The organism is Natrinema amylolyticum (genome assembly GCF_020515625.1).
Lineage (GTDB): Archaea > Halobacteriota > Halobacteria > Halobacteriales > Natrialbaceae > Natrinema > Natrinema amylolyticum.
Window position 1 is genome coordinate 1 of sequence record NZ_JAIWPJ010000005.1, and the last position, 22,112, is coordinate 22,112.

General features: G+C 65.2%; 24 protein-coding genes. 15 read left to right on the forward strand and 9 right to left on the reverse strand.

Annotated features, from left to right (window positions below):
• The first annotated feature begins 739 nt into the window (after positions 1-739).
• Positions 740-2,047 carry a beta-propeller fold lactonase family protein gene (locus LDH66_RS20090; protein WP_226482862.1) on the forward strand — a complete coding sequence of 436 codons (1,308 nt, stop codon included), beginning with the start codon at positions 740-742 and terminating at the stop codon, positions 2,045-2,047.
• A gap of 24 nt (positions 2,048-2,071) precedes the next feature.
• Here LDH66_RS20090 and LDH66_RS20095 read toward each other — a convergent pair whose 3' ends face one another.
• On the reverse strand, positions 2,072-2,701 hold the full coding sequence (locus LDH66_RS20095) for a metal-dependent hydrolase (protein ID WP_226482863.1): 630 nt from the start codon (positions 2,699-2,701) through the stop codon (positions 2,072-2,074).
• Between the two features lie 286 nt (positions 2,702-2,987).
• Between LDH66_RS20095 and LDH66_RS20100 the strand changes: the two genes are divergently transcribed.
• The 6 genes from LDH66_RS20100 (at position 2,988) to LDH66_RS20125 (ending at position 7,318) form a co-directional block, all read left to right on the forward strand.
• Positions 2,988-4,076, forward strand: a complete 1,089-nt coding sequence (locus tag LDH66_RS20100; RefSeq protein ID WP_226482864.1) for an ABC transporter ATP-binding protein — start codon at positions 2,988-2,990, stop codon at positions 4,074-4,076.
• Positions 4,073-4,915 carry an ABC transporter permease gene (locus LDH66_RS20105; protein WP_226482865.1) on the forward strand — a complete coding sequence of 281 codons (843 nt, stop codon included), beginning with the start codon at positions 4,073-4,075 and terminating at the stop codon, positions 4,913-4,915. Before LDH66_RS20100 ends, LDH66_RS20105 begins: the two co-directional genes overlap by 4 nt.
• 69 nt (positions 4,916-4,984) lie before the next feature.
• Positions 4,985-5,206, forward strand: coding sequence for a hypothetical protein (locus tag LDH66_RS20110; protein WP_226482866.1), 222 nt, complete (start codon positions 4,985-4,987; stop codon positions 5,204-5,206).
• A 43-nt stretch (positions 5,207-5,249) separates the two neighbouring features.
• The gene (gene hisD / locus LDH66_RS20115) at positions 5,250-6,548 is read left to right on the forward strand and encodes a histidinol dehydrogenase (RefSeq protein WP_226482867.1); all 1,299 of its coding nucleotides are present in this window, start codon (positions 5,250-5,252) and stop codon (positions 6,546-6,548) included.
• Between the two features lie 84 nt (positions 6,549-6,632).
• Entirely contained in the window at positions 6,633-6,842 is a 210-nt protein-coding gene (locus tag LDH66_RS20120; protein ID WP_226482868.1) for a hypothetical protein, read from the forward strand.
• 101 nt (positions 6,843-6,943) lie between these two features.
• The gene (locus tag LDH66_RS20125) at positions 6,944-7,318 is read left to right on the forward strand and encodes a HesB/IscA family protein (RefSeq protein WP_226482869.1); all 375 of its coding nucleotides are present in this window, start codon (positions 6,944-6,946) and stop codon (positions 7,316-7,318) included.
• Between the two features lie 143 nt (positions 7,319-7,461).
• Here the strand turns inward: LDH66_RS20125 and LDH66_RS20130 are convergent, their stop codons facing one another.
• From LDH66_RS20130 to LDH66_RS20145, 4 genes are all read right to left on the reverse strand, one after another.
• The gene (locus LDH66_RS20130; RefSeq protein WP_006180927.1) at positions 7,462-7,662 is read right to left on the reverse strand and encodes a dodecin; all 201 of its coding nucleotides are present in this window, start codon (positions 7,660-7,662) and stop codon (positions 7,462-7,464) included.
• 86 nt (positions 7,663-7,748) lie between these two features.
• A complete protein-coding gene (locus LDH66_RS20135; protein ID WP_226482870.1) occupies positions 7,749-8,408 on the reverse strand; it encodes a DUF2238 domain-containing protein in 660 nt (219 codons plus the stop codon).
• A complete protein-coding gene (locus tag LDH66_RS20140; protein ID WP_226482871.1) occupies positions 8,401-9,021 on the reverse strand; it encodes a hypothetical protein in 621 nt (206 codons plus the stop codon). The genes LDH66_RS20135 and LDH66_RS20140 overlap by 8 nt, the downstream gene beginning before the upstream one ends.
• An 81-nt stretch (positions 9,022-9,102) precedes the next feature.
• Complete coding sequence (locus LDH66_RS20145; protein WP_226482872.1) at positions 9,103-10,095, reverse strand: metal-dependent hydrolase; 993 nt, start codon at positions 10,093-10,095, stop codon at positions 9,103-9,105.
• Between the two features lie 195 nt (positions 10,096-10,290).
• Between LDH66_RS20145 and LDH66_RS20150 the strand changes: the two genes are divergently transcribed.
• On the forward strand, positions 10,291-11,502 hold the full coding sequence (locus tag LDH66_RS20150; protein ID WP_226482873.1) for a pyridoxal-phosphate-dependent aminotransferase family protein: 1,212 nt from the start codon (positions 10,291-10,293) through the stop codon (positions 11,500-11,502).
• 20 nt (positions 11,503-11,522) lie between these two features.
• Here LDH66_RS20150 and LDH66_RS20155 read toward each other — a convergent pair whose 3' ends face one another.
• Together LDH66_RS20155 and LDH66_RS20160 are read right to left on the reverse strand one after the other, a co-directional pair.
• Positions 11,523-11,831, reverse strand: coding sequence for a DUF7116 family protein (locus tag LDH66_RS20155; RefSeq protein ID WP_226483035.1), 309 nt, complete (start codon positions 11,829-11,831; stop codon positions 11,523-11,525).
• Between the two features lie 229 nt (positions 11,832-12,060).
• The gene (locus LDH66_RS20160; RefSeq protein ID WP_226482874.1) at positions 12,061-12,300 is read right to left on the reverse strand and encodes a DUF5816 domain-containing protein; all 240 of its coding nucleotides are present in this window, start codon (positions 12,298-12,300) and stop codon (positions 12,061-12,063) included.
• 190 nt (positions 12,301-12,490) lie between these two features.
• On the opposite strand from LDH66_RS20160, the gene LDH66_RS20165 reads away from it, so the two are divergent.
• Entirely contained in the window at positions 12,491-12,901 is a 411-nt protein-coding gene (locus LDH66_RS20165; protein WP_226482875.1) for a universal stress protein, read from the forward strand.
• A 32-nt stretch (positions 12,902-12,933) separates the two neighbouring features.
• On the opposite strand, the gene LDH66_RS20170 is transcribed toward LDH66_RS20165, so the two are convergent.
• Both LDH66_RS20170 and LDH66_RS20175 read right to left on the reverse strand, forming a co-directional pair.
• Positions 12,934-13,377 carry a universal stress protein gene (locus LDH66_RS20170; RefSeq protein ID WP_226482876.1) on the reverse strand — a complete coding sequence of 148 codons (444 nt, stop codon included), beginning with the start codon at positions 13,375-13,377 and terminating at the stop codon, positions 12,934-12,936.
• Between the two features lie 119 nt (positions 13,378-13,496).
• On the reverse strand, positions 13,497-14,498 hold the full coding sequence (locus LDH66_RS20175; protein ID WP_226482877.1) for a mechanosensitive ion channel family protein: 1,002 nt from the start codon (positions 14,496-14,498) through the stop codon (positions 13,497-13,499).
• Between the two features lie 139 nt (positions 14,499-14,637).
• Here LDH66_RS20175 and trmB point away from each other — a divergent pair, with 139 nt between their 5' ends.
• The 6 genes from trmB (at position 14,638) to LDH66_RS20205 (ending at position 22,018) form a co-directional block, all read left to right on the forward strand.
• Positions 14,638-15,705: an HTH-type sugar sensing transcriptional regulator TrmB gene (gene trmB, locus LDH66_RS20180; protein WP_226482878.1), complete on the forward strand. Its 1,068-nt coding sequence runs from the start codon at positions 14,638-14,640 to the stop codon at positions 15,703-15,705.
• Positions 15,706-16,039: 334 nt separating this feature from the next.
• The gene (locus LDH66_RS20185) at positions 16,040-17,506 is read left to right on the forward strand and encodes an extracellular solute-binding protein (protein WP_226482879.1); all 1,467 of its coding nucleotides are present in this window, start codon (positions 16,040-16,042) and stop codon (positions 17,504-17,506) included.
• Complete coding sequence (locus tag LDH66_RS20190; protein ID WP_226482880.1) at positions 17,496-18,539, forward strand: carbohydrate ABC transporter permease; 1,044 nt, start codon at positions 17,496-17,498, stop codon at positions 18,537-18,539. The genes LDH66_RS20185 and LDH66_RS20190 overlap by 11 nt, the downstream gene beginning before the upstream one ends.
• The gene (locus LDH66_RS20195) at positions 18,539-19,582 is read left to right on the forward strand and encodes a carbohydrate ABC transporter permease (protein ID WP_226482881.1); all 1,044 of its coding nucleotides are present in this window, start codon (positions 18,539-18,541) and stop codon (positions 19,580-19,582) included. The genes LDH66_RS20190 and LDH66_RS20195 overlap by 1 nt, the downstream gene beginning before the upstream one ends.
• A 4-nt stretch (positions 19,583-19,586) precedes the next feature.
• Positions 19,587-20,774: an ABC transporter ATP-binding protein gene (locus tag LDH66_RS20200; protein ID WP_226482882.1), complete on the forward strand. Its 1,188-nt coding sequence runs from the start codon at positions 19,587-19,589 to the stop codon at positions 20,772-20,774.
• 176 nt (positions 20,775-20,950) lie between these two features.
• The gene (locus LDH66_RS20205; protein WP_226482883.1) at positions 20,951-22,018 is read left to right on the forward strand and encodes a Gfo/Idh/MocA family protein; all 1,068 of its coding nucleotides are present in this window, start codon (positions 20,951-20,953) and stop codon (positions 22,016-22,018) included.
• Positions 22,019-22,112: the final 94 nt, after the last annotated feature.

Consider the following 22,112-nt stretch of genomic DNA (forward strand, 5'->3'; position numbering starts at 1 on the left):
TTCGATGACGCTGGTCGGATGACCAAGCGGGCGTCACCGAACTACCAAGGCTAACATCAGATCCCATCTGTACGGCGGACCGCAGGGGTGGAATCCTCATCTCTTGCGGATGTATTCGTACTCCCTCCGGGGTACATAACCCCTTTGGATCGGAACCATCCAGATTGACGGAGCGAGTTGAACGCCCCGTCGATCACGTCTTCTTTCGCGTTCATATCCAACGACCCTCGTACATATAAGGGCATCGGATCACGTCCAGGCCGGAAATCGCATCCGGCGTGGACTTCCGCGTACTCTGAAATACGCGCCATATTATATAAGGGCGTCGTATCGTACCGCCAACGGTCGGCGGCAGTCGCGTTGAATCCAAATGCCCTCGAGAGAGACGGAAGCGGACCGACCGTTCTCGTCGCGAGGGTGGATATGATGCCTACCTCCGTGCCGGGTCGCGGCCGGAGGGAACGTGACGGAGTGCGCCACGTCGTTCGCATTACTGTCGAAGGCCGGGTGAACAGATAAGGCCGTCGTCTCGGACGCACATTGCTCTCCGTTGGGCATTCACGAGGGAGACGGAGTCCCACGGGACCGAGGTGAGGCGACGAGAGCTGGCAGACTGCGGGTATTCGGCACAAACACGTCGATCGAGTCCGAATCACCGCGCGACGAGCCGGCCGCGTCCGATTACGACACCGACTCATGGAGCGTGGTCTCTTTTGTCAGTAGCCGACGGACACGTGGTATGGGCGAGCGACCAGCATGCGATGGGCGCGGGCGGAGTTCGGAAGCGAGTACGGACCCGACCGATCCGTTTGCGAACGGCGTCGATCGGCGGCGACTGTTGGAGTCGTCCGCGGCCGTGGGTGCGACGGTTTCCGTAGGGGGCTGTCTCTCGCAGGAAAGTACCGAGCGCGCACCGACGATGTTCGTGTTCAACAACGGCGACCGAACGGTGAGCGTCATCGACGCCGAGACGGACGAACACCTCGAGAGCCCGTTCGTCGATACGACGGCGTCGTTTCCCGCCAATCAGTACGGAACGAGCGCCGACTCGGAGTACGACGTGCTCTGGCTCAACGTCAGCGGGGGCGTTCGCGCGCTCGATCAGCACACGCTCGAGGAGATCGACAGCGTCGAGACGGGCTACGGGCCGAACTATCCGAACCTGACGCCGGACGAAGAGCACCTGCTGGTCGCGTCGGGCGGGACGACGACGCTCGATCCCGATCCGAACGAGCCCGAGACGCACGCGATCGTTCGGATCGATGCCGATCGTGAGAGCGACGAGTTCGGGGAGGTGACCGGCGAGATCGAGACCGAGTACACGGGACCCTGCGATGCGACGCTCGGGCCGGACGGCGAGTACGTCTTCGTGCCGGAAATCGCGAACGAGACGCTGGCCGTCGCGTCAGTCGATCCGTTCGAGGTCGTCGCGCGGATCGACGTCGGCGAGCCCGCCGGTGACGGGAAGGTCTTGCCGTTCATGGGAACGGCCTCGTTCGGGGGAGACACCCTGATCGTCGAGAATGGCGAGGGCGAGCTCGGATCCGATCCAGCAGTGCCACGCGAGGGGTCCGAGAGCATCTGGGACGTTTCGGATCCGACGGAACCGGTCGAGCGCGATCGGATCACCCGCGACGACGGACTCCCGGCAGCGCCGATTACGAGCGAGATCGCTCCCGACGGGGAGACGGCGTACCTCTTCACCCCGGACGCCGAGAGCGTGACGGTGGTCGACTGCGAGGCCGGCGCGATCGAGGACGAACTCGACGTCGGCGGGCGGTCGATATCGGGCGCGTGGGGGCCGTTTCGCGAGAAGCTGTACGTTCCGGTACAGACGGCGAACCACGTTGCGGTCATCGACCACGCTCAGCAGGAGATCGCGACGACGATCGATGCGGGCGAATCACCGACGGGTGCGGTCGCCGGAACCGTCCGTCCGGACACGGACGCGAGCCAACGACTCCTCGGGTCGCTCTCGACGCTCGGCGTCGACGTCGGCGACCAGGAGATGGCCTTCTGTCCGGACGGCAACTGTTACTGCGGCTGAGTATCGACGGGAAGGAGTCGGGACCTACCGTCGGTTCGGGTCGTTCTGATTTGAGGCGGTATCCCGTTCCAGCACTGCGGTGACCGCTCGAGCGCTCGCTCGCAGACACTCTCGGAGGACGGGAGCGCCGTCGAGAAGCCAGACGAGCATCGCAAGCCCGGCGAGTCCGACCTGTATCCAGAGGTACGTCGAGAGCTCACCGGCGAGGATGGTACTCGCGTAGCGACCGACCAGCATGAAAAACACGTCGAGGACGTCGGGGCCGGGTGGCTGGCCCTCGACGGGTGAGACGGGCCAGAGCATGATCTCGATGAGGAGAGCGTCCTGTCGGAACACGGAATCCACGACATCGGCGACGGGATGCGACAGGTAGCCGACTCCGAACGCGAGGCCGGCCAGCGGTCGATCGGCCGCGCGTGCGATCGTTCCGACGAAGATTGCCAGCGGCACCGCGAAAAAGATCGAGTGGCCGATCCCGTAGCCGACGTCGAAGACGCCGTACGTCCACGCGAGGGGTTTGTCGATCAGGTCCGGGAGGACCGACGCGAAGACGACGGCGAAGGCGTCGAGCCCACCGGGCGAATCGCGAAAGACGGTGTGACAGAGTAGCGAATACGAGAGATAGGCGACGATCGCGTGTTCCCACGGCCACATACGACGGTGGTGCAGCGGACGCAGAATAGTTATGCAGCGCTTGTCGGCGCTGAACGTGCGCCGGCAGGTCGTTCTCGAGAGCGAGATGGATGCGAGAACGTCGCCGATGAAAGGCCGTCTCGGCGAAAATCGGATTACGGGCGGCGTATAGCGGGCGACCACCGAACGGAAACGGCCTCGTCCGAACCGTCGGATCGTCGCGGATCTCCGTCCAACGGGAGACGGGCCGGGCGACAACGTGACTTCCGACTCACACGTATTTCCCTGTGGTCGCCCTAGCACGACCGTGACCGATTACGCTATCGAGGCCCGCGACGTGGCGGTGACGTACGCGGACGGGACCGAAGCGGTTCGCGGCGTCGAACTCCTCGTAGAGAGCGGAGAGTTCTTCGGCTTTCTCGGGCCCAACGGCGCGGGAAAGACGACGATGATCAAGACGCTGGTGACGCTGTTGCGGCCGACCGACGGTTCGGTGACGGTCAACGGGTTCGACGTCGTCGGGGACCCGAGAAGCGTTCGCGCGACGGTCGGATACATGGCCCAGGAGACGAGCATCGATCCGGAGCTGACGGCCCGCGAAAACCTCCGATTCGCCTGTGACGCCTACGGGGTAGGGCGATCCCAGCGGGGCGACCGGATCGCCGAACTGCTCGAGCTCGTCGAGCTGACCGACGTCGCGGACAAGGTCGCCGACGACTTCTCCGGTGGGATGAAAAAGCGCCTCGACGCGGCAACCGCGCTGGTCCATCGGCCGCCGCTGGTCTTCCTGGACGAACCGACGACCGGACTCGACCCGGCGGCGCGAAACCGCCTCTGGGCGTACTTCCGGCGGATCAACGACGAGGGGACGACCGTCTTCCTGACGACTCAGTACCTCGAGGAGGCCGACCAGCTGTGCGACCGGCTGTCGGTCATCCAGAACGGAGCCGTCGTCGCGGAGGGCACGCCCGACGCGCTGAAACGCCGCGTCGGCGGCGAGATCCTCGCGGTCGAACTGGCGGACGCCGATGAGAGTGACCGGGCCGTCTCGATCGCACGCAAGGAGGGACTGTTCGCGGACGGCGCGGTGATCGAGCCGAGCGAGTCGGGACTGACGGTGACCGCGCGCGACGCGCGAACGCGCGGAACGGACTTGCTGGTCGCCCTTCGCGACGCCGACATCGACGTCGTGGGATTCGACGTTCGGGCACCGACGCTCGACGACGTGTTCCTCGCGGTGACCGACGAACGGGACGGGGGCGCGTCGGGGACCGAAACCGAACCGGGACCGACCGACGACGCTCGGTCCGGAACGGTCAGTGACGGCGGGCGTGACTCGAGCGAGCGGTCGGCGAGCGGCACCGGCGATCGGACGGGGAGCGAGGCGGGCCGATGAGCGCGCCGAGCATCGACCGCCACGGCGGGAGCTTCGCGAGCGACGTGTGGGTCACGTTCGTCCGGTGGACGATCAAGTCGGTCCGGAACCCGTTCGTGCTGGTCGTCTCGCTCGTCCAGCCGATCATCTTCCTCGTCCTGTTCACGCAGGTGTTCGGCGGCGTCGCGACGAGCGCCCTCGAGGGGATCAGCTACGAGACGTACCTCGTGCCGGCGATCGTGATTCAGGTCGCGCTGGTGGCGGCCGCAACGTCGGGGATCGGGCTGGTCAACGACATCGAGAACGGCATGTTCGAGAAGACGCTGGTGAGTCCGATGAACCGCAGCGCCGTCTTCTTGGGTAAGACGCTGGCCGAGGTCGTCCGCATCGTCGTTCAGGTCACGATTGTGCTCGTACTGGGCGTGCTGCTCGGTGCCGAGATTTCGACCGGGGTGGTTGGTGCGGTCGCGATCGTCGGCATTTGCGTCCTGTTTTCGATCTGGTTCACCGCGTTCTCGAACGTCCTCGCCGTGATGACCCGCGACGAGGAGTCGACGATCATCGGGGCGAACCTGCTCCAGTTGCCCTTGCTGTTCGTTTCGAGCGCGTTCCTCCCATTGCCTGCGCTGCCGGAATGGATCCGGACGGTCGCGACGTTCAACCCGATTACCTACGGCGTCGACGCCGCTCGTGCGGTAATGCTCGGCGAGGACACCATGACGGTCATCGAGATCGCGCGATTCGACGGGATGTGGAACACCCTCGCTCCCGCGCTGGCCGTCCTGTCGGGGCTGGCCCTGATCTTCGGATCGGTGGCCGTCTACGCGATCGGCCGTGCGGCGAGCGCCGACGTGCAGTGAAGAGTCCGGCGATCGGACCGAACGTGGCGTAACCGACATGATTTAGCGACCGTGGTCGTAGGATAGCACATGGACCGATCGGGATTCGTCAAACTCGCGGTCACCGCGTTCGGACTCGTGGTTTTGAGCTTCTTCGTGCGCGGTACCAGCCGCCTCGTACTCGGAGCGGAAACCGCCGAGTTGCTGCAGGCACCGCTCGCCGTCGTCGGCTTCGGACTCCTCTGCTATCTCTTCATCAGGGCGACGCTCGACGCCGTCGGGGTCTGGAGCGTCGAAGATCCCGACGCGTGAGCGGAAGGAAACCGTTTTTCGCCCGCCGCTCGAACACTGACTCATGACAATCGACGTGCAGACGGTCGCCGACCTCGGGCCGGACGACCGCGTCGCCTTCTTCGAGCGCGACGCCGGTATCGAGTCGGTCAGGGGAAACGTCCAGGAGATCGTCGAGCGGGTTCGAAAGGAGGGTGATGTCGCCGTCCGCGAGTTCACCAGCGAGTTCGACGACGTCGAGGTCGGCAACCTCGAGATCACCGACGACTGTGAGCGCGCGTACGACGAGATCGACGACGGGATTCGGAACGCGATCGAGACGGCCGCGGCGAACGTCCGCGAGTTCCACGAGGCCCAACTCCCCGAGGACTGGCAGCAGGAGTTCGATACGGGTCGAGAGCTCGGCCGTCGGTTTCGACCGATAGAGCGCGTCGGCGTCTACGTCCCCGGCGGCTCGGCGGCCTACCCCTCGAGTGCGATCATGGGCGTCGTGCCCGCGGTCGTCGCCGGTGTCGACCACGTGTCGGTGGTCACGCCGCCGGCGGACGACCTGAATCCGGTGACGCTGGCGGCGATCCACGCGGCGGGCGCGGACGCGGTCTACAGCGTCGGCGGCGCACAGGCGATCTCGGCGCTGGCCTACGGGACGGAGACGGTCACTAACGTCCAGAAGATCGTCGGCCCCGGCAACAAGTGGGTAACTGCGGCCAAAGCCGAGGTCCGGGGCGACGTCGAGATCGATTTCCTCGCGGGACCGAGCGAAGTGGTCGTGGTGGCCGACGAGAGCGCGGACCCCGACCTCGTTGCCGCGGAACTCGTCGCGCAGGCGGAACACGATCCCAACGCCTCGGTGGTGGCCGTCACCGACGACGAAGACACCGCCGACGCGGTGGCCGCAGCCGTCGACGAGCAGGCCAACGCACGCGAGCGCGAAGACGTGATTCGAGATGCGCTCGGGAACGACGCGAGCGGCGTCCTCTGTGCTCGCTCGATGAGCGAGGCGATCCTCTTCACCGAGGAGTACGCCCCCGAACACCTCTCGATCATCGCCGAGGACGACGAATCGCTCCTCGAGCGCATCGACAGCGCCGGTAGCGTCTTCCTCGGTCCGAACACCCCGGTCGCTGCGGGCGACTACGCCAGCGGGACTAACCACGTCCTCCCGACAAACGGTGGCGCGCGCGCGACCGGCGGGCTCGCCGTCGAGACGTTCCTCCGATCGACGACGGTCCAGCGGCTCTCCGGCCAGGGTCTCGCTGACTTGGGCAAGACGATCACTACGCTCGCGGAGGCCGAAGGGCTCGAGGCCCACGCCGAGAGCGTCCGACTCCGACTCGAGGACGACGCGAATCGGGACGAATAGCCATCGGTAACGTGTCTAACGCGGTTTCAGTAAACGGAATCGCAGACTGGTTTTACGTAGCTGGAGGCCGGAGTAGTGACCGAGATGGAACCGCGTGTCGATCCGATGGACGGGCGCGTCCTCGAGCGCAACTACGATTACGCACAGCGGAACGTGCGGCTCCTCTCGATGTGGTACGACTGTGAGCTCGAGCGGATGCTCGAACTGCTGGCGAAACACGACATCGAGCTCTCTCGGAACGACGAGCGGCAGTTCGGAACGTGCTACCGGTCGCTCCGGCGTGCGAACTGCTAGACGGGTCGGTACTGCACGAGGCCGTACGTAACCGAATTCGGCTAGTTCGGTTGTGCGGGAATGGCGTCACAGTTAACATCGTTGCGCCGGAATGGAGTGGTATGAGCACGGATAGTATGGATGGCGGGGAGGCGGAGACGCGCCCGAAGATCGAAGTGACCGAAGAGGCGGCCGACCAGGCGCTCTCCCTCCTCGAGGGCGAGGATCTGGACGTGACGGAAGCCGGCCTTCGGCTGTTCGTCCAGCAGGGCGGTTGTGCCGGTCTCTCCTACGGAATGCGATTCGACGACGCGCCGGACGAGGACGACACGATCTACGAACACCACGATCTGCGCGTGTTCGTCGATCCGGCGAGCCTGAAGTACATCGAGGGCAGCGTCCTCGACTACGAGGACGGGTTGCAGGCCGAAGGCTTCCACGTGGACAATCCGAACGTCGTCAGCGAGTGCGGCTGTGGCGAGTCGTTCCGAACGTAATCGGGTTCGGCCACACCGCGTTTCGTACCGCTCCCCTTTTTCACGTTTTGACTCGCGACTGGCGACCGACAGTCGGTGGTCTGGTGACTCTCTCAAAGAAGGGACGATCACGAGCGGCAAGCCAGAACCGTCGCTCCGATCGGTTACTCCTCGAGTTCGAAGGCGACGGTGACTTCGGCCTGGTACTCCCGGTCGTCCGCACTAGCGACTTCCACGCCGAGTTCGTCGACCTCGATCCACTGGACGTTCTGAAGAGTCGCTTCTGCGCGGTCGATGGCGTCGTCGGCCGCGGCGTCGAAGCTTTCGGGACTGGTGCCGATGAGCGTTATCTTCTTGAAGACCATGGCGTCAGCGTCTACACCCCGTAGCGACGTAAAACACGGCGTCCGTTCAGGGAGGAATGAGACTATCGTTACCGATGCCGACCGACTCAATCGTCCCGGGCTTCGAATCGGTCGCGAATCGCGCCCTGGACGTCGGAGAGATAGGCACCGCCCCACAGCGCGACGAGCAGGCCGCCGATCGAGTTGAAGACGAAGTCGAGCATCGTGTCGCCGAGGCCGTACTGGGTGAGGACGGCCCTGATACCCAGTGCCTGAGCAGAGAGGGCGATGGCGAACTCGAGGATCTCCCAGAGGACGCCGAAGGCGATGACGAACAGGAGGATGAACACGGCGACGAACTTCCGCGGGAGGTGGACGCCCTCGGCGTGTTCGTCGAACGCGCGGACGGTGGCGTACCCGACGCCGGCGACCAGCGACGCCGACAGCGCGTGGGTCATGTGGTCCCACCACCAGACCTGACTGTAGAGCGTTCTGGTGGCTCCCGGAAGCCCGACGGTACCGAACGCGTGGAGGAAGACGGCGGTGGTAATCCACAGTGTGAGCCGCGGGTCCATCGGAATCTCGTAGTCGCGCTCGAGGATCGGGGGGAGTTGGGTCACGATCAGTGCGACCCCGGTGTTGATGACGATACCGCCGTTGCCGCGCTCGATACCGACGAACAGCATGCCGATCAGGCCGATCTCCATGAGATAGGTGAGCTGGCGCTGGCGATGCCGAGAGGGCAATCGGCTCGCGAGGTTACGCATCGTCCACCTCGGCGACCGACTGGACCTCCTCGGGGAGGCGCTGTTCGGGGCGGGCGAGCCGTCTAAAGTAGAGTTCGAAGACGACGCCGGCACCGAGACCGGCGACGGCGGAGTAGACGAACTCCCACATCACCTCGTCGTGGTCGGACAGAAACGGGACACCCAGCAGCTGAGCGGCACTCCATCTGAGCAGCGCCCACAATCCCGCTGCGGCCATCGTCGCGACGACGACGAGGACGACGGCGAAGCTGGGAGTCATCCCGACTGACGTAAACGACTGCAGTTCGACGGCGAGAACGAGCGCGATGGCCGCGACCGAGAGGTAAGCCGCGAAGTGACCGGTCAGTCGGTCCGCACCGACGGCCATCCCGAGCACGGGCAGGGCCGCCAAGAGCAGGACCTCCCAGGGAAGCATCACGAACGCCGATCGAAAGGCGATCGGGGGGAGCAACGCCAGCGCCACGAGTACCGCGGCGAACGTCGCCCACAGGAACCCGCTGCCGGTCAGGAGTTCGCTGACGCCGATGGCCGCGATCGCGGCGACCAGTACCCACGCGATCGCCGCGTTGGTCCGGCCGTCAGCGATCAGTTCCTCGAGTGAAGGCTGAGACACAATGATCGGTATTGACTGTTCTCACAAAAGCGTATGTAGTCCGTTACTGAAAGAGGGGTGATCGGAGGGGGCCGGATACTCTCACGCCGAGACCACGAGGAGTTGATAGACCGTCGCGTACGCCGCAAGCGCGACGGTCACGGTCGCCAGGGTTGTAAGCGCCACCTCGAGAACGCTATCGGGAGACGGCGGCCCGGGATAGCCCGCGCGAGGCCGTCGCAGCGAAGAGGCCTCTCGAACGACGCCACAGAGAATGCCGACGCCGAGAATGGAGAAGACGAAGTGATAGGACACCGCCAGCGTCGGCGGCGTCACTGCGAGCGCGGCGATGCCGTAGGCCGCACCGATCCCGGCTCGACGGTTGACAGTCGCAGGGATCGACCGGTCGGTGAGCCGGCAGACGACCGCGAGCGCGAGCCAGATCGTCGCGAGTTCGATCCCGAACGCGCCGAGCAGGTGGAGCGTCGGGTCGGAGTGGAGCACGAGACGCGACTCGAGGACGGGGGAGGGAAACGGGAAGAACCAATCGGGTGGCGATCCGGTGAGGAGGTCGCCCCACGGATGCGACCAGAGCCCCCAGAGTGCGGCGATAGCGACCGCCACCGGCGAGAGCGTCGACGCTCGAGCGGCGGCGCGGGCGACGAGGAGGCCGCTCGCCGCGAACAGGCTCATGACGAGCGCGGCGATCGGGCCGTCCCAGACGAACGCGATCGCGACGAGCGCCGCGAGGAGGCAGATCGCAGCGGCGCGGCCGAATCGCGCGCGATTCGAGCCGCTGCGGGCGGCGAGCGCCCCGAACGCCGGCGCGGCGAGCGCGCCGACGACCAGCGAGTGGGTGACCGATCGGTGGACGTCGCGACTCGCGTCCCAGAAGGCCGTCGGTGCCCCCATCGCCCCGTCTGCCGCCTGCCACTCGAGGAGGCCGACGAGCGCGTAGGCGACATCGATGTCCGGAATCGTCGCGAACGCGCCGGCGACGGCACCGACGAGGAGCGCTCGTCGGGCCTCCCAGCCTCGCCAGTCGGCGACGAACGCCGCGACGGCAAACGCGAGGAGCCCGTGACCGATAAACACGATATATCGGTTATGTGTTGAGTGGGCTTAAACGGCTCGCAGCAGTGACAACTGCTGTCAGTCGACGCAGATCGTCTCGTGGGGCAAGCTGGATCGGTCAGTGACATCGAACAGAGCGGGCTCGCTTCACTGCTCGGGACCTTGTAATTCGCCGGTGCCGGTAGGTCTTTGCGAGTGGCCGGCGAGCACACGCCCATGGCTCAGGACGCGTCGAACGAGGCGGCTCGAGCGCCATCCGTCGGCGAACTCACACCACCGGAACGGACCCTCATGGGGCCCGGACCGAGCGACGTGAATCCGCGCGTGCTCCGAGCGATGAGCACGCCGCTCGTCGGCCACCTCGATCCCTCCTTCATCGAGATCATGGACGAGGTCCAGGAACTGCTCCGGTACACGTTCCGGACGGACAATCAGTGGACCATTCCGGTCTCGGGGACCGGCTCCGCGGCGATGGAGGCCGCGATCGGCAACGTGGTCGAACCCGGCGACACGATGCTCGTCCCGACGAACGGCTACTTCGGCGGCCGAATGGCTTCGATGGCACAGCGGGCGGGCGGGGAGGTCGTCGAGGTCGACGCGCCGTGGGGCGAACCGCTCGACCCCGACGACGTTTCGGACGCACTGGCCGAACACGACCCCGACGTCTTCGGATTCGTCCACGCCGAGACGAGTACCGGCGTCCTCCAGCCAGACGTACCGGAACTAACGGCGGCGGCCCACGACCACGACGCCCTCGTGATCGCCGACACCGTCACCTCGCTGGGCGGCGTCGAGTTGCGAGTCGACGAGTGGGACATCGACGTCGCCTACTCGGGCCCGCAGAAGTGTCTCTCCTGTCCGCCGGGGGCGAGCCCGCTCACCCTCTCGGACGGGGCCATGGAGAAGGTCCTCTCGCGCGAGGAAGACCCTCGCTCGTGGTATCTCGACCTCTCGCTGCTCGAGGGCTACTGGGGCGAGGAACGGGCCTACCACCACACCGCACCGATCACGAACGTCTACGCGATCCGGGAAGCTCTGCGACTCGTCGCCGAGGAGGGCATCGAGGAACGCTGGGCTCGCCACGAGCGACTGGCCGGCGCGCTGAAAGCCGGCGTCGAGGCGATGGGCCTCGAGATGAACGCGCCCGACGAGTACTGGCTGCCGAGCCTGAACGCCGTCCGCGTGCCCGACGGCATCGACGACGGCGATGTCTGTGATGCGCTGATCGACCAGTACGATCTCGAGATCGCCGGCGGGCTGGGCGATCTCGCCGGAGAGATCTTCCGGATCGGCTGCATGGGCCACTCCGCGCGCCCCGAAAACGTGATCTACGTCGTGACGGCGCTCGGTGACGTCTTGGAGTCGATGGGCGCGGACGTCGATCCGGGCGCAGGCGTGACTGCGACGCGCAACGCGCTCGAAGAATAGGACGGTAGTCGCTGCCGGTTTTATGCTGTTACTCGCGGTCCTGGTGGCGCTCGTTCGACCTGATAGTCCTCCCCGTCGACGACGATGATGGCCCACTCGTAGTTCGGATTCGTCCGCTCGAGTCGCGCCTCGAGATCGTCTGCGTCCTCGGGTTCGGCGACGAAACAGTGGAACTGTCCCGACGAAGCCGACGGGAGCTCTCCCGTCTCGAGGACGGTGTTTACGTGGACGACTTTCCATGCTCGTTCGGCGCGGAACTCGGGGCCGTTGCCTTCGACGGTGTAACCCAGCTCAGCGAAGATCGACCTGGCCTGCTCGACGAGTCGCATGTTAACAGGACCCATTCACTACCACCTATGTCGGCATCCACCATAAATGTTAGTACGTGACAAGAAGGACCGGCACGTCCCAGCGATTCGGAACTGCCCCGTGGTTTCGCTGTGTCTGTGTCGTACTGTGCGGAGAGTTCGGTCAGTAATAGTCGATTACCGGTAGTCTCGCCGGTCGACTGACTGAGAGGACGTTCGTCGAAGGAACTAGAATGGACTCCAGCGGCAATTACTCGTGGGCGGCGTCCCACTCGGTCGGCTTGCGGAAGTTCCCACACTGGTTGCACTTGATTCGACCCATCGAGTCCATCGCGTTGTCGAAGCTCTCACAGTTCGCACAGAACCAGCCGTACCGGTGCTCCGCGTCGGGCGATTCGAAGGCGACGAGGAACGGACCCTTCGACCCTCTGTCGCCGTCGGTCTCCGAGACGTAGACGGTGTTACCGTCGTCGGTCGACCAGGTTTGCATGCCCGCCCGTACGCTCGCTCACGGTAAATGACTGTCTTTCCGGGTCGAATTCGCGACTGCGTGCAACTCATTGGGACCGCGGGACTCGGACGGGTCCGTTGAATGGTATAGGTCGCCACATGAGACAGGTTCGCAGCGTGGACTGTCCGTACTGAAAGGTTTACCCGCCCGGGAATCGTTCGAACGCCTAATGTCGCTGGTCGTGGTTCCCGTTCGGTATCCGCTGTCGAAGCACTCGCAGCGGACGCTCGAACGGGCGATCGAGGTCGCTCGCGAGCGCGAGGCAGCGTTGACGATACTCCACGTCGATCTCTATCAGAACGGAAAGAAAGTGACGCGTATAGATCTGAAAAACGCCGTCGAGCGGGTCTTCGGACGGCTCGAGAACGCTCGGTACGTCGTCCGAACCGGCTTTCTCGTCGAAGAGAGCATTCTCGACGAAGTCGCCGCGGAGGGGGCCGACGCCGTCGTCATCGGGAGCAAACAGGCGAGTCGCCTGCGGCGGATCTTCCAGCGCTTTACGGACAATCCGGATATCGACCGCTATCTCCGGACCCATCTCGACTGTGAAGTCATTACGGTCGACGGCGCGCGCGCCTAACTCCGTGCGGGAGGCCGGCCGCTACCGGCCGCTTACTCCTCATTGCCCGCGTTTCGAACGACGAACACCGGAATCGAGGCGTTGTCGACCACCCGCTCCGAAACGCTGCCCAGCGACGTCACCTTCTCTCGCGGGCTCTTCCCCCGCGTGCCGATCACGATCAGATCGATTCCTTCCGTCTCGGCGTAGTCGAGGATCGTCTTCGCGGGCGTCCCCTGGCGGACCTCACCGACGGTCTCGAGCCCCTCGGCCGCCGCTCGCTCCTCGACGGCGGCGACGGCGTCACGACCCTCGTCCTCGAGCGAACGCTCGAGATCGGTACTGGTTTCCTCGTCGGCGGCAGCGGTGACGCGGCTATCGACGACGTACAGCGAGTGGACCGTCGCGTCGTTGTCCGCGGCGATCGGCAGTCCGTGGGTGAGCGTCTCGGGAATCGTATCGCTTCCGTCCGTGGGAATGAGAATGTCGTCGTACATCTGTCGGCTGACTGCGAATTGAACCGGCGAGAGCATAAATCACCCCCACGGTATCGGCCGATAGAAAACGCTGACCGCGACATCCCGGTTTGTCCGGGGTGAGACCGACGCGGGTGCCGTCACTGATCGGTCGGATCCGCGGGACTTTCACCCGCCGACCCTGGCGATCGGGGCGAGTCCGCGCGGGGTCGCTCGAAGCCGGAGTCGTCGACGGACACCCGCGCGGTACCGCTGCTCTCGTCGAAGACGTGGTGGCGACGCGGGTAGGCGAACTCCGCGTCGATGTCCGCGAAGCGCTCGCCGATGGCGTCCTGAACTGCCGACCGGATGACGGTCTGCTTGTAGGGATGTTTCATCCAGAAGAACAGTTCGAGCGCGATCCCGTGATCGCCGTACTCGGCGATGTAACAGGAGGGGGCCGCGGCGTAGCGGGCGCTGCCGATCCGGATGTCGGGACCACCCGATATGACGTCGTCGACGCCCCTGGCGGCCCGCTCGGCGGCCTGGCGCGCCGTCTCGAGGTCGCTGTCGTAGGTGATATCGAACCCGACCGAGATCCGCGTCCGTTCGTCCTCCGCGGAGTAATTGATCACGTCGCGCGTGTGGATCTCGGAGTTCGGGATGACGATGAAGGAGTTCTGGAGCGTGAAGATCTTGGTGTAGCGGATCGTGATGTCCTCGACGAACCCGCGGTGGCCGGCGTCGGTGACCTCGATCATGTCGCCGATCTCGTAGGGGCGATCCGCGAGGACGTAGAGGCCGTTGATCAGGCTCCCGACCAGCGGTGCGAGCACGATCGCGATCACGGCCGAGATGACGGTCACCGAGAGGAGGATCTGCGTGTCGCCGACGCCGAGGATGCCGGCGGCGACGACGGCCGACCAGAGGAGAACGGTGAGTCTGACGCCGCGCAGGACGGTCCGCGTGACGCTCGGCCGTTCGATCCGGCGCGCGACCGTGCGGCCGGCGAGCCGGACGACGAGCTTCGAGAGGTACCAGCCGGCGACGAGGACGACGAGGGCCAGGGCGATCTCGACCGCCAGTTCGGGCGTCCTACCCGGAACGGCGCTCCGGATCGCCTCGACCGCTGAACGCTCGTCCATCTGGAGAACCTCGGGCATATCAAGACGCTCAGGCGCGTTGTGGTTAAGCGTTCTGACCGTCAGGTTCGGGGACCGGAGTCATCACAACCCGATTTCGAAAACGCGTGCTACTCAGAATATAATAAATGATTTAGCGGGCGGGAGCGTAACGGTGGATATGGCACCAGACGAACTTCGCTCGACCGTCGAGCGCGTCGGGGATCGGTTCAACCTCGGCGAGTACGAGATCGACGCCTACCTCACCGTCTTAGAGCAGGGACAGCTCACGGCGAGCGAGATCGCTGACCGAACGGAGATCCCCCAGCCCCGCGTCTACGACACCGTCCGTAGTCTCAGCGACCGCGGACTGGTCGAACTGCGGGAATCCCGCCCCATGAAGGTCGTCGCGATCGATCCCGGGGAGGCCTTCGACGACGTCCAGTCCTCCTTCGAGCAGATGATCTCGGAACTCGAGGCCCGGTACACTGCGCCGGCCCGCGATACCGAGGCCGTCTCCCTCGTGAAATCGCGATCGACGATCCTGCGCTACCTCGAGGAGGTCATCGACGCCGCAGAGTACGAACTCTCCCTGTCGCTGACGCCGGACCTGTTGACCCGGTTCGAGGCGGAGTTGCGCGCGGCCGTCGAGGCCGGCGTGAGCGTCGACCTGATCGTGACGCCGGCGAGCGAAGCGCCCGATCCGTCGGAGTTCGCGTACGGCGAGGTCGCGTCGACGGCTCGCGCTCGGCGGGGGATCACGACGCCGGTCATCGCCGTCGCCGACGGCAACTACTCGGTCTACGCGACGCAGGATGCGCTGCGGGACGATCAGGATCGGTACGGCGTCATCTTCAACCGATCCGCGCTCGGCTTCCTCATTTCCGGGTTCTTCGGAACGGTTCTCTGGACGACCGCTGAACGAGTACTCGGCGAGGACGGTTCCGGCCGAACGTACCCCCGGAAGTACGCCTCGATTCGCCGGTGCGTCAAGGACCTCCTCGAGGAGGGCGGGGAGTTCTACGCGACCATCGACGGCCGCGACGTCGAGGTCGGCGGCCAGCGGACCGTCCGCGGCCGCATCCGCGACATCTCGTTCGAAGTCAGCGAGGAAGTCGCCAGCCTCACGATCGAAACCGAGGAGGGTGAGGACGTCTCCGTCGGTGGCCGCGTCGCGGCCCTCGAGGACGTCGAGGCGCACGAGATCCACATCGGCCGAGACGAACCGCCGGCGATCGAAACGCCCTGAGCGTCACAGGCCGAGCAAGGAAGCGATCGAGTACCGCTCCGTAGAGACGCCGTTCGTCGGACTGATTCGCACCGTCGGACCGAACTCGTTCGACAGATTTGCGCAGTAATGGACGGCACGTGGCCACGTAGTCCATCGGCCGGCACCTGCCGACCGACGGCCGGCAATAGGTGATTAGAGAGCCGTTCGCGATTCTCACTGACAGCGAATCGACGGCCGGTCTCGAGGCGTTCGACAATGGGTGATCATAACTGAAACGAGATCCGAACACTCCCAATTTATTACCATATTTATAGCTAACAATTAAGGTGGAGAACGTAGTCCGTTGCTGCGCATGGGACGCGATGTCACCGGCCAGCGCGACCGCGCCCGTCTGAGACGACGGTCGTTCCTGAAGGCTGCATCGGCATCGACGGCGGGGGCGGTCGCCGTTACCGGCTGTCTCGGCCGGGGTCGCAGCCCGGACACCGTGGTGATGACCGCCGACTCGGGTGTCGCAGGGATCATACACAGCGACGGCGACGAACCCTCGGTCCAGCAGGCGCTCTGGGACGCCGGGCTCGACGAGGACATCCGCCTGGAGATCCAGACCGTCGTCAGCGACTCCGCATCGCGGATGCAAACGGCTCAGTCGGCGCTCGAGGCAGGACGCGCTCCGCCCGACATCCACATGATGGACAGCGGCTGGACGGTTCCGTTCGTCCTCCGGAACCAGACGGTCAACCTGACCGAGGAGCTCTCGGACGACGTCCTCGAGCGCGTCAACAGTAACTACCTCGATGCCATCCTCGAAACGGCGCGTCATCCCCAGACCGGGGACCTCCACGCCCTGCCGTTCTTTCCGGACCTGGGGTTCACGCTGTACCGCGAGGACCTGATCGAAGACGCCGGCTACGACACCGGCAACTGGCCGTCGGAGCCGCCGTCCTGGGAGGAGTTCTCGGCGGCGGTCCGCGATGCGCGCGATCAGGCGGGCCTGGACTACGGGTTCACGACGCAGGCGGCCGCCTACGAGGGACTGTCCTGCTGTACGTTCAACGAAGTGATGACGTCCTGGGGCGGGGCCTACTTCGGCGGCGTAGATAACCTCTTCACGGCGGGCGACCGGCCGATCACCGTCGACGAGGAGCGGTGCATCGACGCGATCCGAATGATGCGCTCGTTCATCGCGGGTGAGGAGGAAAACACCATGGACGGCTACGCCCAGATCTGTCCGTCGGCGATCGTCCAGTGGACCGAACAGCAGTCGCTCAACCCCTTTGCGGCCGGCAACGCCGTCTCGAACCGCAACTGGTCGTACGCGATCGCGGAGACGGGTGGCGAAGACGCCTTCGGTGAGAACCTCGGGGTCACGACCCGGCCGTACGCGGTCTCCCAGCAGGAAGCCGAGTACGACGGTACCGGCGGCACCGTCGCAGCGCTTGGCGGCTGGAACCTCGCCGTGAGCCCCTTCTCGGAACGACAGGAGCAAGCGCTGCAGGTCCTCGAGGCGTTCGCCACCGAGGAAGTGATGCTGACGGTCTTCGAACTCGGAGGCTATTTGCCGCCGAACCTCGATCTGGTCGCGGAGGCCAGTCCCGACGAGGTCGGCCCCGTCGCCCGCTACGGCGACGTGGTCCAGCAAGCCAGCGAGAACGCGATCCCGCGGCCGGCGACCGACCTCTGGCCGGAACAGTCCGCGCTGATCTATCAGTCGGTCAACGCCGCGTATCGCGGCGAACAGTCCCCCGAGGTGGCGATGAACGATCTCGCGCAAGAACTCGAGCAGAGCGAAGCGGAGGTGGAAACGAATGGCAACTGATACCGATACGGACGGGTTGATCGGCGGTGAGTCCGGACGGGAACAAGACCGTGAACGGTCCGGAAACGCCGTCGTCAACTGGATGGAGGGGCTGAGCGAGGCGGCATACGCGTACCTGCTGTTGCTACCGGCGTTCGCGTTGCTGACGCTGATCGCGTTCTATCCGATGATACGGACGTTCGTCATGTCGCTTCGCGCCAATCAGACGCGGGGACTTGACCCCCTGGGCGGCTTCGTCGGCATCGAGAACTACGTCGACATCCTCACCGGGAACGCGCGACTGGCGCGACAGTTCCTCGACGTCGGACTGACGTCGTCGTTCCCCTTTATCGAACTCGGTACCCCGTTCTTCCAGCAGGCGCTGTTCGTCACGCTCGCCTTCGCGGTCATCAGCGTCGTCGTCGAGACGGTGATCGGGTTCGGCCAGGCCTACGTGCTCGACCAGGAGTTCACGGGGCGTCGCTGGGTCCGCGTGGCGATCATCCTCCCGTGGGCGGTGCCGATCGTCATTCAGGGCATGATCTTCTTCCTGCTGTTCCAGCCGACGGTCGGGTTCGGCTCCGACCTCATGCAGAGCATCGGCATCTTCAGCGGGACGCCACTGGCCAACAGCCGGGACGCGTTCATCATCATCCTCGTGGCCGACATCTGGAAGTCGTCCGCGTTCATGGCCCTGCTGATACTCGCGGGGCTCCAGAGCGTCGACCGGAGCCTGTACGACGTCGCGCGCGTGGCCGGGGCCTCGCCGTGGCAGCGGTTCAAACTGATCACGCTCCCGCTCGTGATGCCGGCGCTGCTGGTCGCGATGCTGTTCCGAACCATGGACGCGATGCGGGTCTTCGGGCTCATCGAGTCGACTGCCGGCTGTACGACCGTCCCCTCGCTGAGCTGTCTCGTCGTCGAAGCGATGTTCGGCGGGACCCGCATCTACGCGACGGCCGCCGCCGTGGCCTTCGCCACGGCGCTCGTGATCGGCCTGATCATCGGCGGCTACGTGCTACTCTTCCGTGACACCGAAGGAGGGATGTATTAATGTCCGATCCAAGGGATTCCACCGATCCGAACGACACCGGAGGCATCGACGACGCGGGCAGCGGACCGCCGCGAGACCCGACCCTCCGCCGACCCGACGGCGGCACGTCCGTCCTCGAGGACGACCGCGACGCCGAACTCGACCGCGGCCCGTTCCAGCGGTGGGTGGCGAACTCGATTTCCCACCCAGAGCGGGTATACCGGGCGATGTTCTACGTCGCAGCGATCTTCTTCCTCGTGACGACGCTGTTCCCGTTCTACTGGCTGCTCATGGTCGCGTTGACGCCGGAGGGACAGCTGCAGGATATCGTCTTCACTCCCAACGGGTTCAATCCGGGCGCGTTCGTCGAGGTATTCCAGGTCATCCCATTCCACGTCTACATGTTCAACAGCTTCGTGATCGCGCTGGCCTCGACGGTCGTCGTCCTCGTCATCGCCAGCCTCGCCGGCTACGCCTTCGGCCGCCTCGAGTTCCCCGGTCGAACGCCGCTCATGCTGCTGGTGTTGATCATTTCGTTCTTCCCGCCGGCCGCCTTCTTCATCCCGCTGAACGACCTCTTCAACACTTCCTTCGCGTTCCTCAGACCGATCACCGGCGACGGCACGCTCTACAACACACCGTTCGCCCTCGTGACCCCGCTGTCGGCGATCTTCATGCCGCTCGCGATCTTCATTCTCACGACGTTCTACGGACAGATCCCGGACGGGCTGGAGGACGCGGCCCGCGTCGAGGGAACGACCCGGCTCGGCGCGCTGTTCCGGGTCATCATCCCGCTGTCGGCACCTGGCGTCGCGACGGCCGGCGTGTTGACCTTCATCGCCGTCTACAACGAGTTCTTCTTCTCGTTCCTGATGACGGACGGCCAGCCGGAGAACTGGGCCCCGATCCTCGACGGGATCCTCGCGTATCAGGGACAGTACGAGGTGCTGTACAACCTCATGGCCGCCGCGAGCATCCTCGGGGTGATCCCCGTCGCGATCCTCGTGGTCATCGCACAGGAAAAGATCGTCAGCGGACTCACCGCAGGAGCACTCAAGGAGTAACACAATGGCACGAGTACGACTCGAGAACGTCACGAAACGGTACGGAGAGGAAACGGCGGTCGACGACATCAGCCTCGAGGTCGAGGACGGCGAGTTCGTCACCTTCGTCGGCCCCTCGGGCTGTGGGAAGTCGACCACGATGGAGACGGTCGCGGGACTGACCCAGCCGACCGAGGGCCGCGTCTACATCGGCGATGACGACGTCACTACCCTCGCTCCCAAGGATCGAGGCGTCGCGATGGTCTTCCAGAACATCGCGCTGTTCCCGCACATGGACGTCTACGAGAACATCTCCTTCGGACTGCGGCTCCGCAAGTACGACGACGAGGAGGTCCGGCGCCGCGTCGAGCAGGCCGCCGACATCGTCCAGCTCGAGGGAATGTTAGATCGGATGCCCAAAGAGATGTCCGGCGGCCAGCAACAGCGGGTCGGCATCGCCCGCGCGATCGTTCGCAACCCGGACGTGTTCCTGATGGACGAGCCGCTGGCCAACTTGGACGCGAAGCTGCGGGTCCACATGCGGACGGAACTCCAGCGACTCCACCGGGAACTGGACGCGACGGTCATCTACGTCACTCACGATCAGGCCGAAGCGATGACGATGTCGAACCGGATTGCCGTCCTGAACGACGGCAAACTCCAGCAGATCGCGCCGCCGCTGGTCTGCTACAACGAACCCACGAACCTGTTCGTCGCCGGCTTCATCGGCTCGCCGTCGATGAACTTCGTCGAGGGCGAACTCGTCGAAGGCGGCCTCGAGACCACCAACTTCACCGTCGATCTCGATCCGTCCCGTCTTCCGGGCGTGACCGTCGGCGATGACGTCACGCTCGGTATCAGGCCGGAAGACGTCCACCTGTCGGAGTACGCCGACTCGCTCGCTTCGTCGACCGACAGGATCGACGCCCGAACCGACGTCTTGGAACCGATGGGCGACGAGGTCTTCGTCTATCTCTTGCTCTCCGAGGCGACGGCGGGATCGATGGAGCAGGATCCCGCCACGTCGCCAAACCAGTTACTGATGAGCGTCACGCCCGATACGGATATCGAGGCGGAGCAAGACGTCGACGTCGTGCTGGACCGATCGAAGATCCACCTCTTCGATACCGCGACCGGCGACGCGCTGGTCCACGGTATCACCGACCTCCCGGAGCGAGAGCCCGGAACGACGCCGACGGAAGCGGACAGCTGAATGTCCGACATGGTGGTGGGGCTGCTCGAGGGGGTGCTCGTCTCCGGTCCCCATCGACGAGTGCTCGCCGTTTGGCGACGGACGGAAGTCCCTCGAGCCAAAGAATTCGATATAGCGGTGGGCGGTGTATCGGACCGGAACGAGACGAACGCCGGCAGTGCCAGAATAACAGGGAAATGACACGAGATCGATCAGAGATAGAAACCGGGATCGTTGGCCTCGGCAACATCGGCCAGTACCACGCCGAACGGCTCGTCGACCTCGGCGTGAGCCTCGCCGGGGGAATGGACGTCGCGGCCGAGGCGCGGACGCGCTTTGCACGACGGTACGACGTGGACGTCTACGACGACCACCACGAACTGTACGACGCCGTCGACGCGGTCATCATCACGACACCGAACAAGTATCACGAGGGGTACGCGATCGACGCGTTCGAGCGGGACCTCCACGTCCTGCTCGAGAAACCGCTCGGCCACTCGATCGAGAGCGCCGAGCGGATCGCCGACGCGGCGGCGTCGTCGGACGGCTACGCCATGGTGGGGTTCAACAACCGATTCGCGAACACGGTCCAGATCGTGAAAAACCGGATCGATCGGGGCGATCTCGGTGACGTGTCCCACGTCGAAGCGAACTACGTGCGGCGGCGCGGCATTCCGGGGCGGGGCTCGTGGTTTACCCGCCAACAGATCGCCGGTGGCGGCGCGCTGATCGACCTCGGCGTCCACGCCATCGATCTCGCCCTCTACCTGCTCGGCTATCCCGAGGTCGAGGAAGTGAGCGGCGTCGCCCGCAGCGAGTTCGGCTCCCGCGAGGAGTACGCCTACCTCGATATGTGGGCCGACGACGCGGGCCCCGAAGGGTTCGACGTCGACGACTCCGCCAGCGCGTTCATTCGCTGTGCGGGAAACCGAACCATTTCGCTCGAGGTTGCGTGGGCGACCAACCGGCCGGCGACCCACGAGTTCGTCGCCCGCGGGACCGAGTCGGCCGCCCGCTTCGATCTCCTCGACGGCGATCTCACGATCCACTCGGCGAGCAAGGTCGGCCCGGACCACCTCGAGGACACGACCATCGAGACGCGCCAGAACGACACCCACTCCGACGAGCAACGGGAGTTCTTCGATCGGATCGCCAACGAGGGAGACCACGGTAACAGCGTCGAGGAGGCCCTCGCGGTGCAGCGGGTCATCCACGGTATCTACCGCTCGAGCGAGAACGGACGGACGTTCACCGTCGAGGAGTAGCGGGTCGTTCGTCGCGGACCGGAATCGACGCCGCTCGGCGGATCGCCGAGTCGAGACGCCGCCGGACGGTACTGGCACTGTCCGACGGGGCAAT

What these genes read in the sequence shown, in the direction of transcription:
- LDH66_RS20135 (WP_226482870.1), bottom strand. Translation starts at nt 8,408, where the DNA reads ATGCGTAACCTCGCGAGCCGATTGCCCTCTCGGCATCGCCAGCGCCAG.
- LDH66_RS20120 (WP_226482868.1), top strand. Translation starts at nt 6,633, where the DNA reads ATGGAACCGCGTGTCGATCCGATGGACGGGCGCGTCCTCGAGCGCAAC.
- LDH66_RS20150 (WP_226482873.1), top strand. Translation starts at nt 10,291, where the DNA reads ATGGCTCAGGACGCGTCGAACGAGGCGGCTCGAGCGCCATCCGTCGGC.
- LDH66_RS20110 (WP_226482866.1), top strand. Translation starts at nt 4,985, where the DNA reads ATGGACCGATCGGGATTCGTCAAACTCGCGGTCACCGCGTTCGGACTC.
- LDH66_RS20195 (WP_226482881.1), top strand. Translation starts at nt 18,539, where the DNA reads ATGTCCGATCCAAGGGATTCCACCGATCCGAACGACACCGGAGGCATC.
- LDH66_RS20105 (WP_226482865.1), top strand. Translation starts at nt 4,073, where the DNA reads ATGAGCGCGCCGAGCATCGACCGCCACGGCGGGAGCTTCGCGAGCGAC.
- hisD (WP_226482867.1), top strand. Translation starts at nt 5,250, where the DNA reads ATGACAATCGACGTGCAGACGGTCGCCGACCTCGGGCCGGACGACCGC.
- LDH66_RS20130 (WP_006180927.1), bottom strand. Translation starts at nt 7,662, where the DNA reads ATGGTCTTCAAGAAGATAACGCTCATCGGCACCAGTCCCGAAAGCTTC.
- LDH66_RS20200 (WP_226482882.1), top strand. Translation starts at nt 19,587, where the DNA reads ATGGCACGAGTACGACTCGAGAACGTCACGAAACGGTACGGAGAGGAA.
- LDH66_RS20205 (WP_226482883.1), top strand. Translation starts at nt 20,951, where the DNA reads ATGACACGAGATCGATCAGAGATAGAAACCGGGATCGTTGGCCTCGGC.
- LDH66_RS20125 (WP_226482869.1), top strand. Translation starts at nt 6,944, where the DNA reads ATGAGCACGGATAGTATGGATGGCGGGGAGGCGGAGACGCGCCCGAAG.
- LDH66_RS20170 (WP_226482876.1), bottom strand. Translation starts at nt 13,377, where the DNA reads ATGTACGACGACATTCTCATTCCCACGGACGGAAGCGATACGATTCCC.
- LDH66_RS20160 (WP_226482874.1), bottom strand. Translation starts at nt 12,300, where the DNA reads ATGCAAACCTGGTCGACCGACGACGGTAACACCGTCTACGTCTCGGAG.
- LDH66_RS20090 (WP_226482862.1), top strand. Translation starts at nt 740, where the DNA reads ATGGGCGAGCGACCAGCATGCGATGGGCGCGGGCGGAGTTCGGAAGCG.
- LDH66_RS20190 (WP_226482880.1), top strand. Translation starts at nt 17,496, where the DNA reads ATGGCAACTGATACCGATACGGACGGGTTGATCGGCGGTGAGTCCGGA.
- trmB (WP_226482878.1), top strand. Translation starts at nt 14,638, where the DNA reads ATGGCACCAGACGAACTTCGCTCGACCGTCGAGCGCGTCGGGGATCGG.
- LDH66_RS20175 (WP_226482877.1), bottom strand. Translation starts at nt 14,498, where the DNA reads ATGCCCGAGGTTCTCCAGATGGACGAGCGTTCAGCGGTCGAGGCGATC.
- LDH66_RS20155 (WP_226483035.1), bottom strand. Translation starts at nt 11,831, where the DNA reads ATGCGACTCGTCGAGCAGGCCAGGTCGATCTTCGCTGAGCTGGGTTAC.
- LDH66_RS20165 (WP_226482875.1), top strand. Translation starts at nt 12,491, where the DNA reads ATGTCGCTGGTCGTGGTTCCCGTTCGGTATCCGCTGTCGAAGCACTCG.
- LDH66_RS20095 (WP_226482863.1), bottom strand. Translation starts at nt 2,701, where the DNA reads ATGTGGCCGTGGGAACACGCGATCGTCGCCTATCTCTCGTATTCGCTA.
- LDH66_RS20185 (WP_226482879.1), top strand. Translation starts at nt 16,040, where the DNA reads ATGGGACGCGATGTCACCGGCCAGCGCGACCGCGCCCGTCTGAGACGA.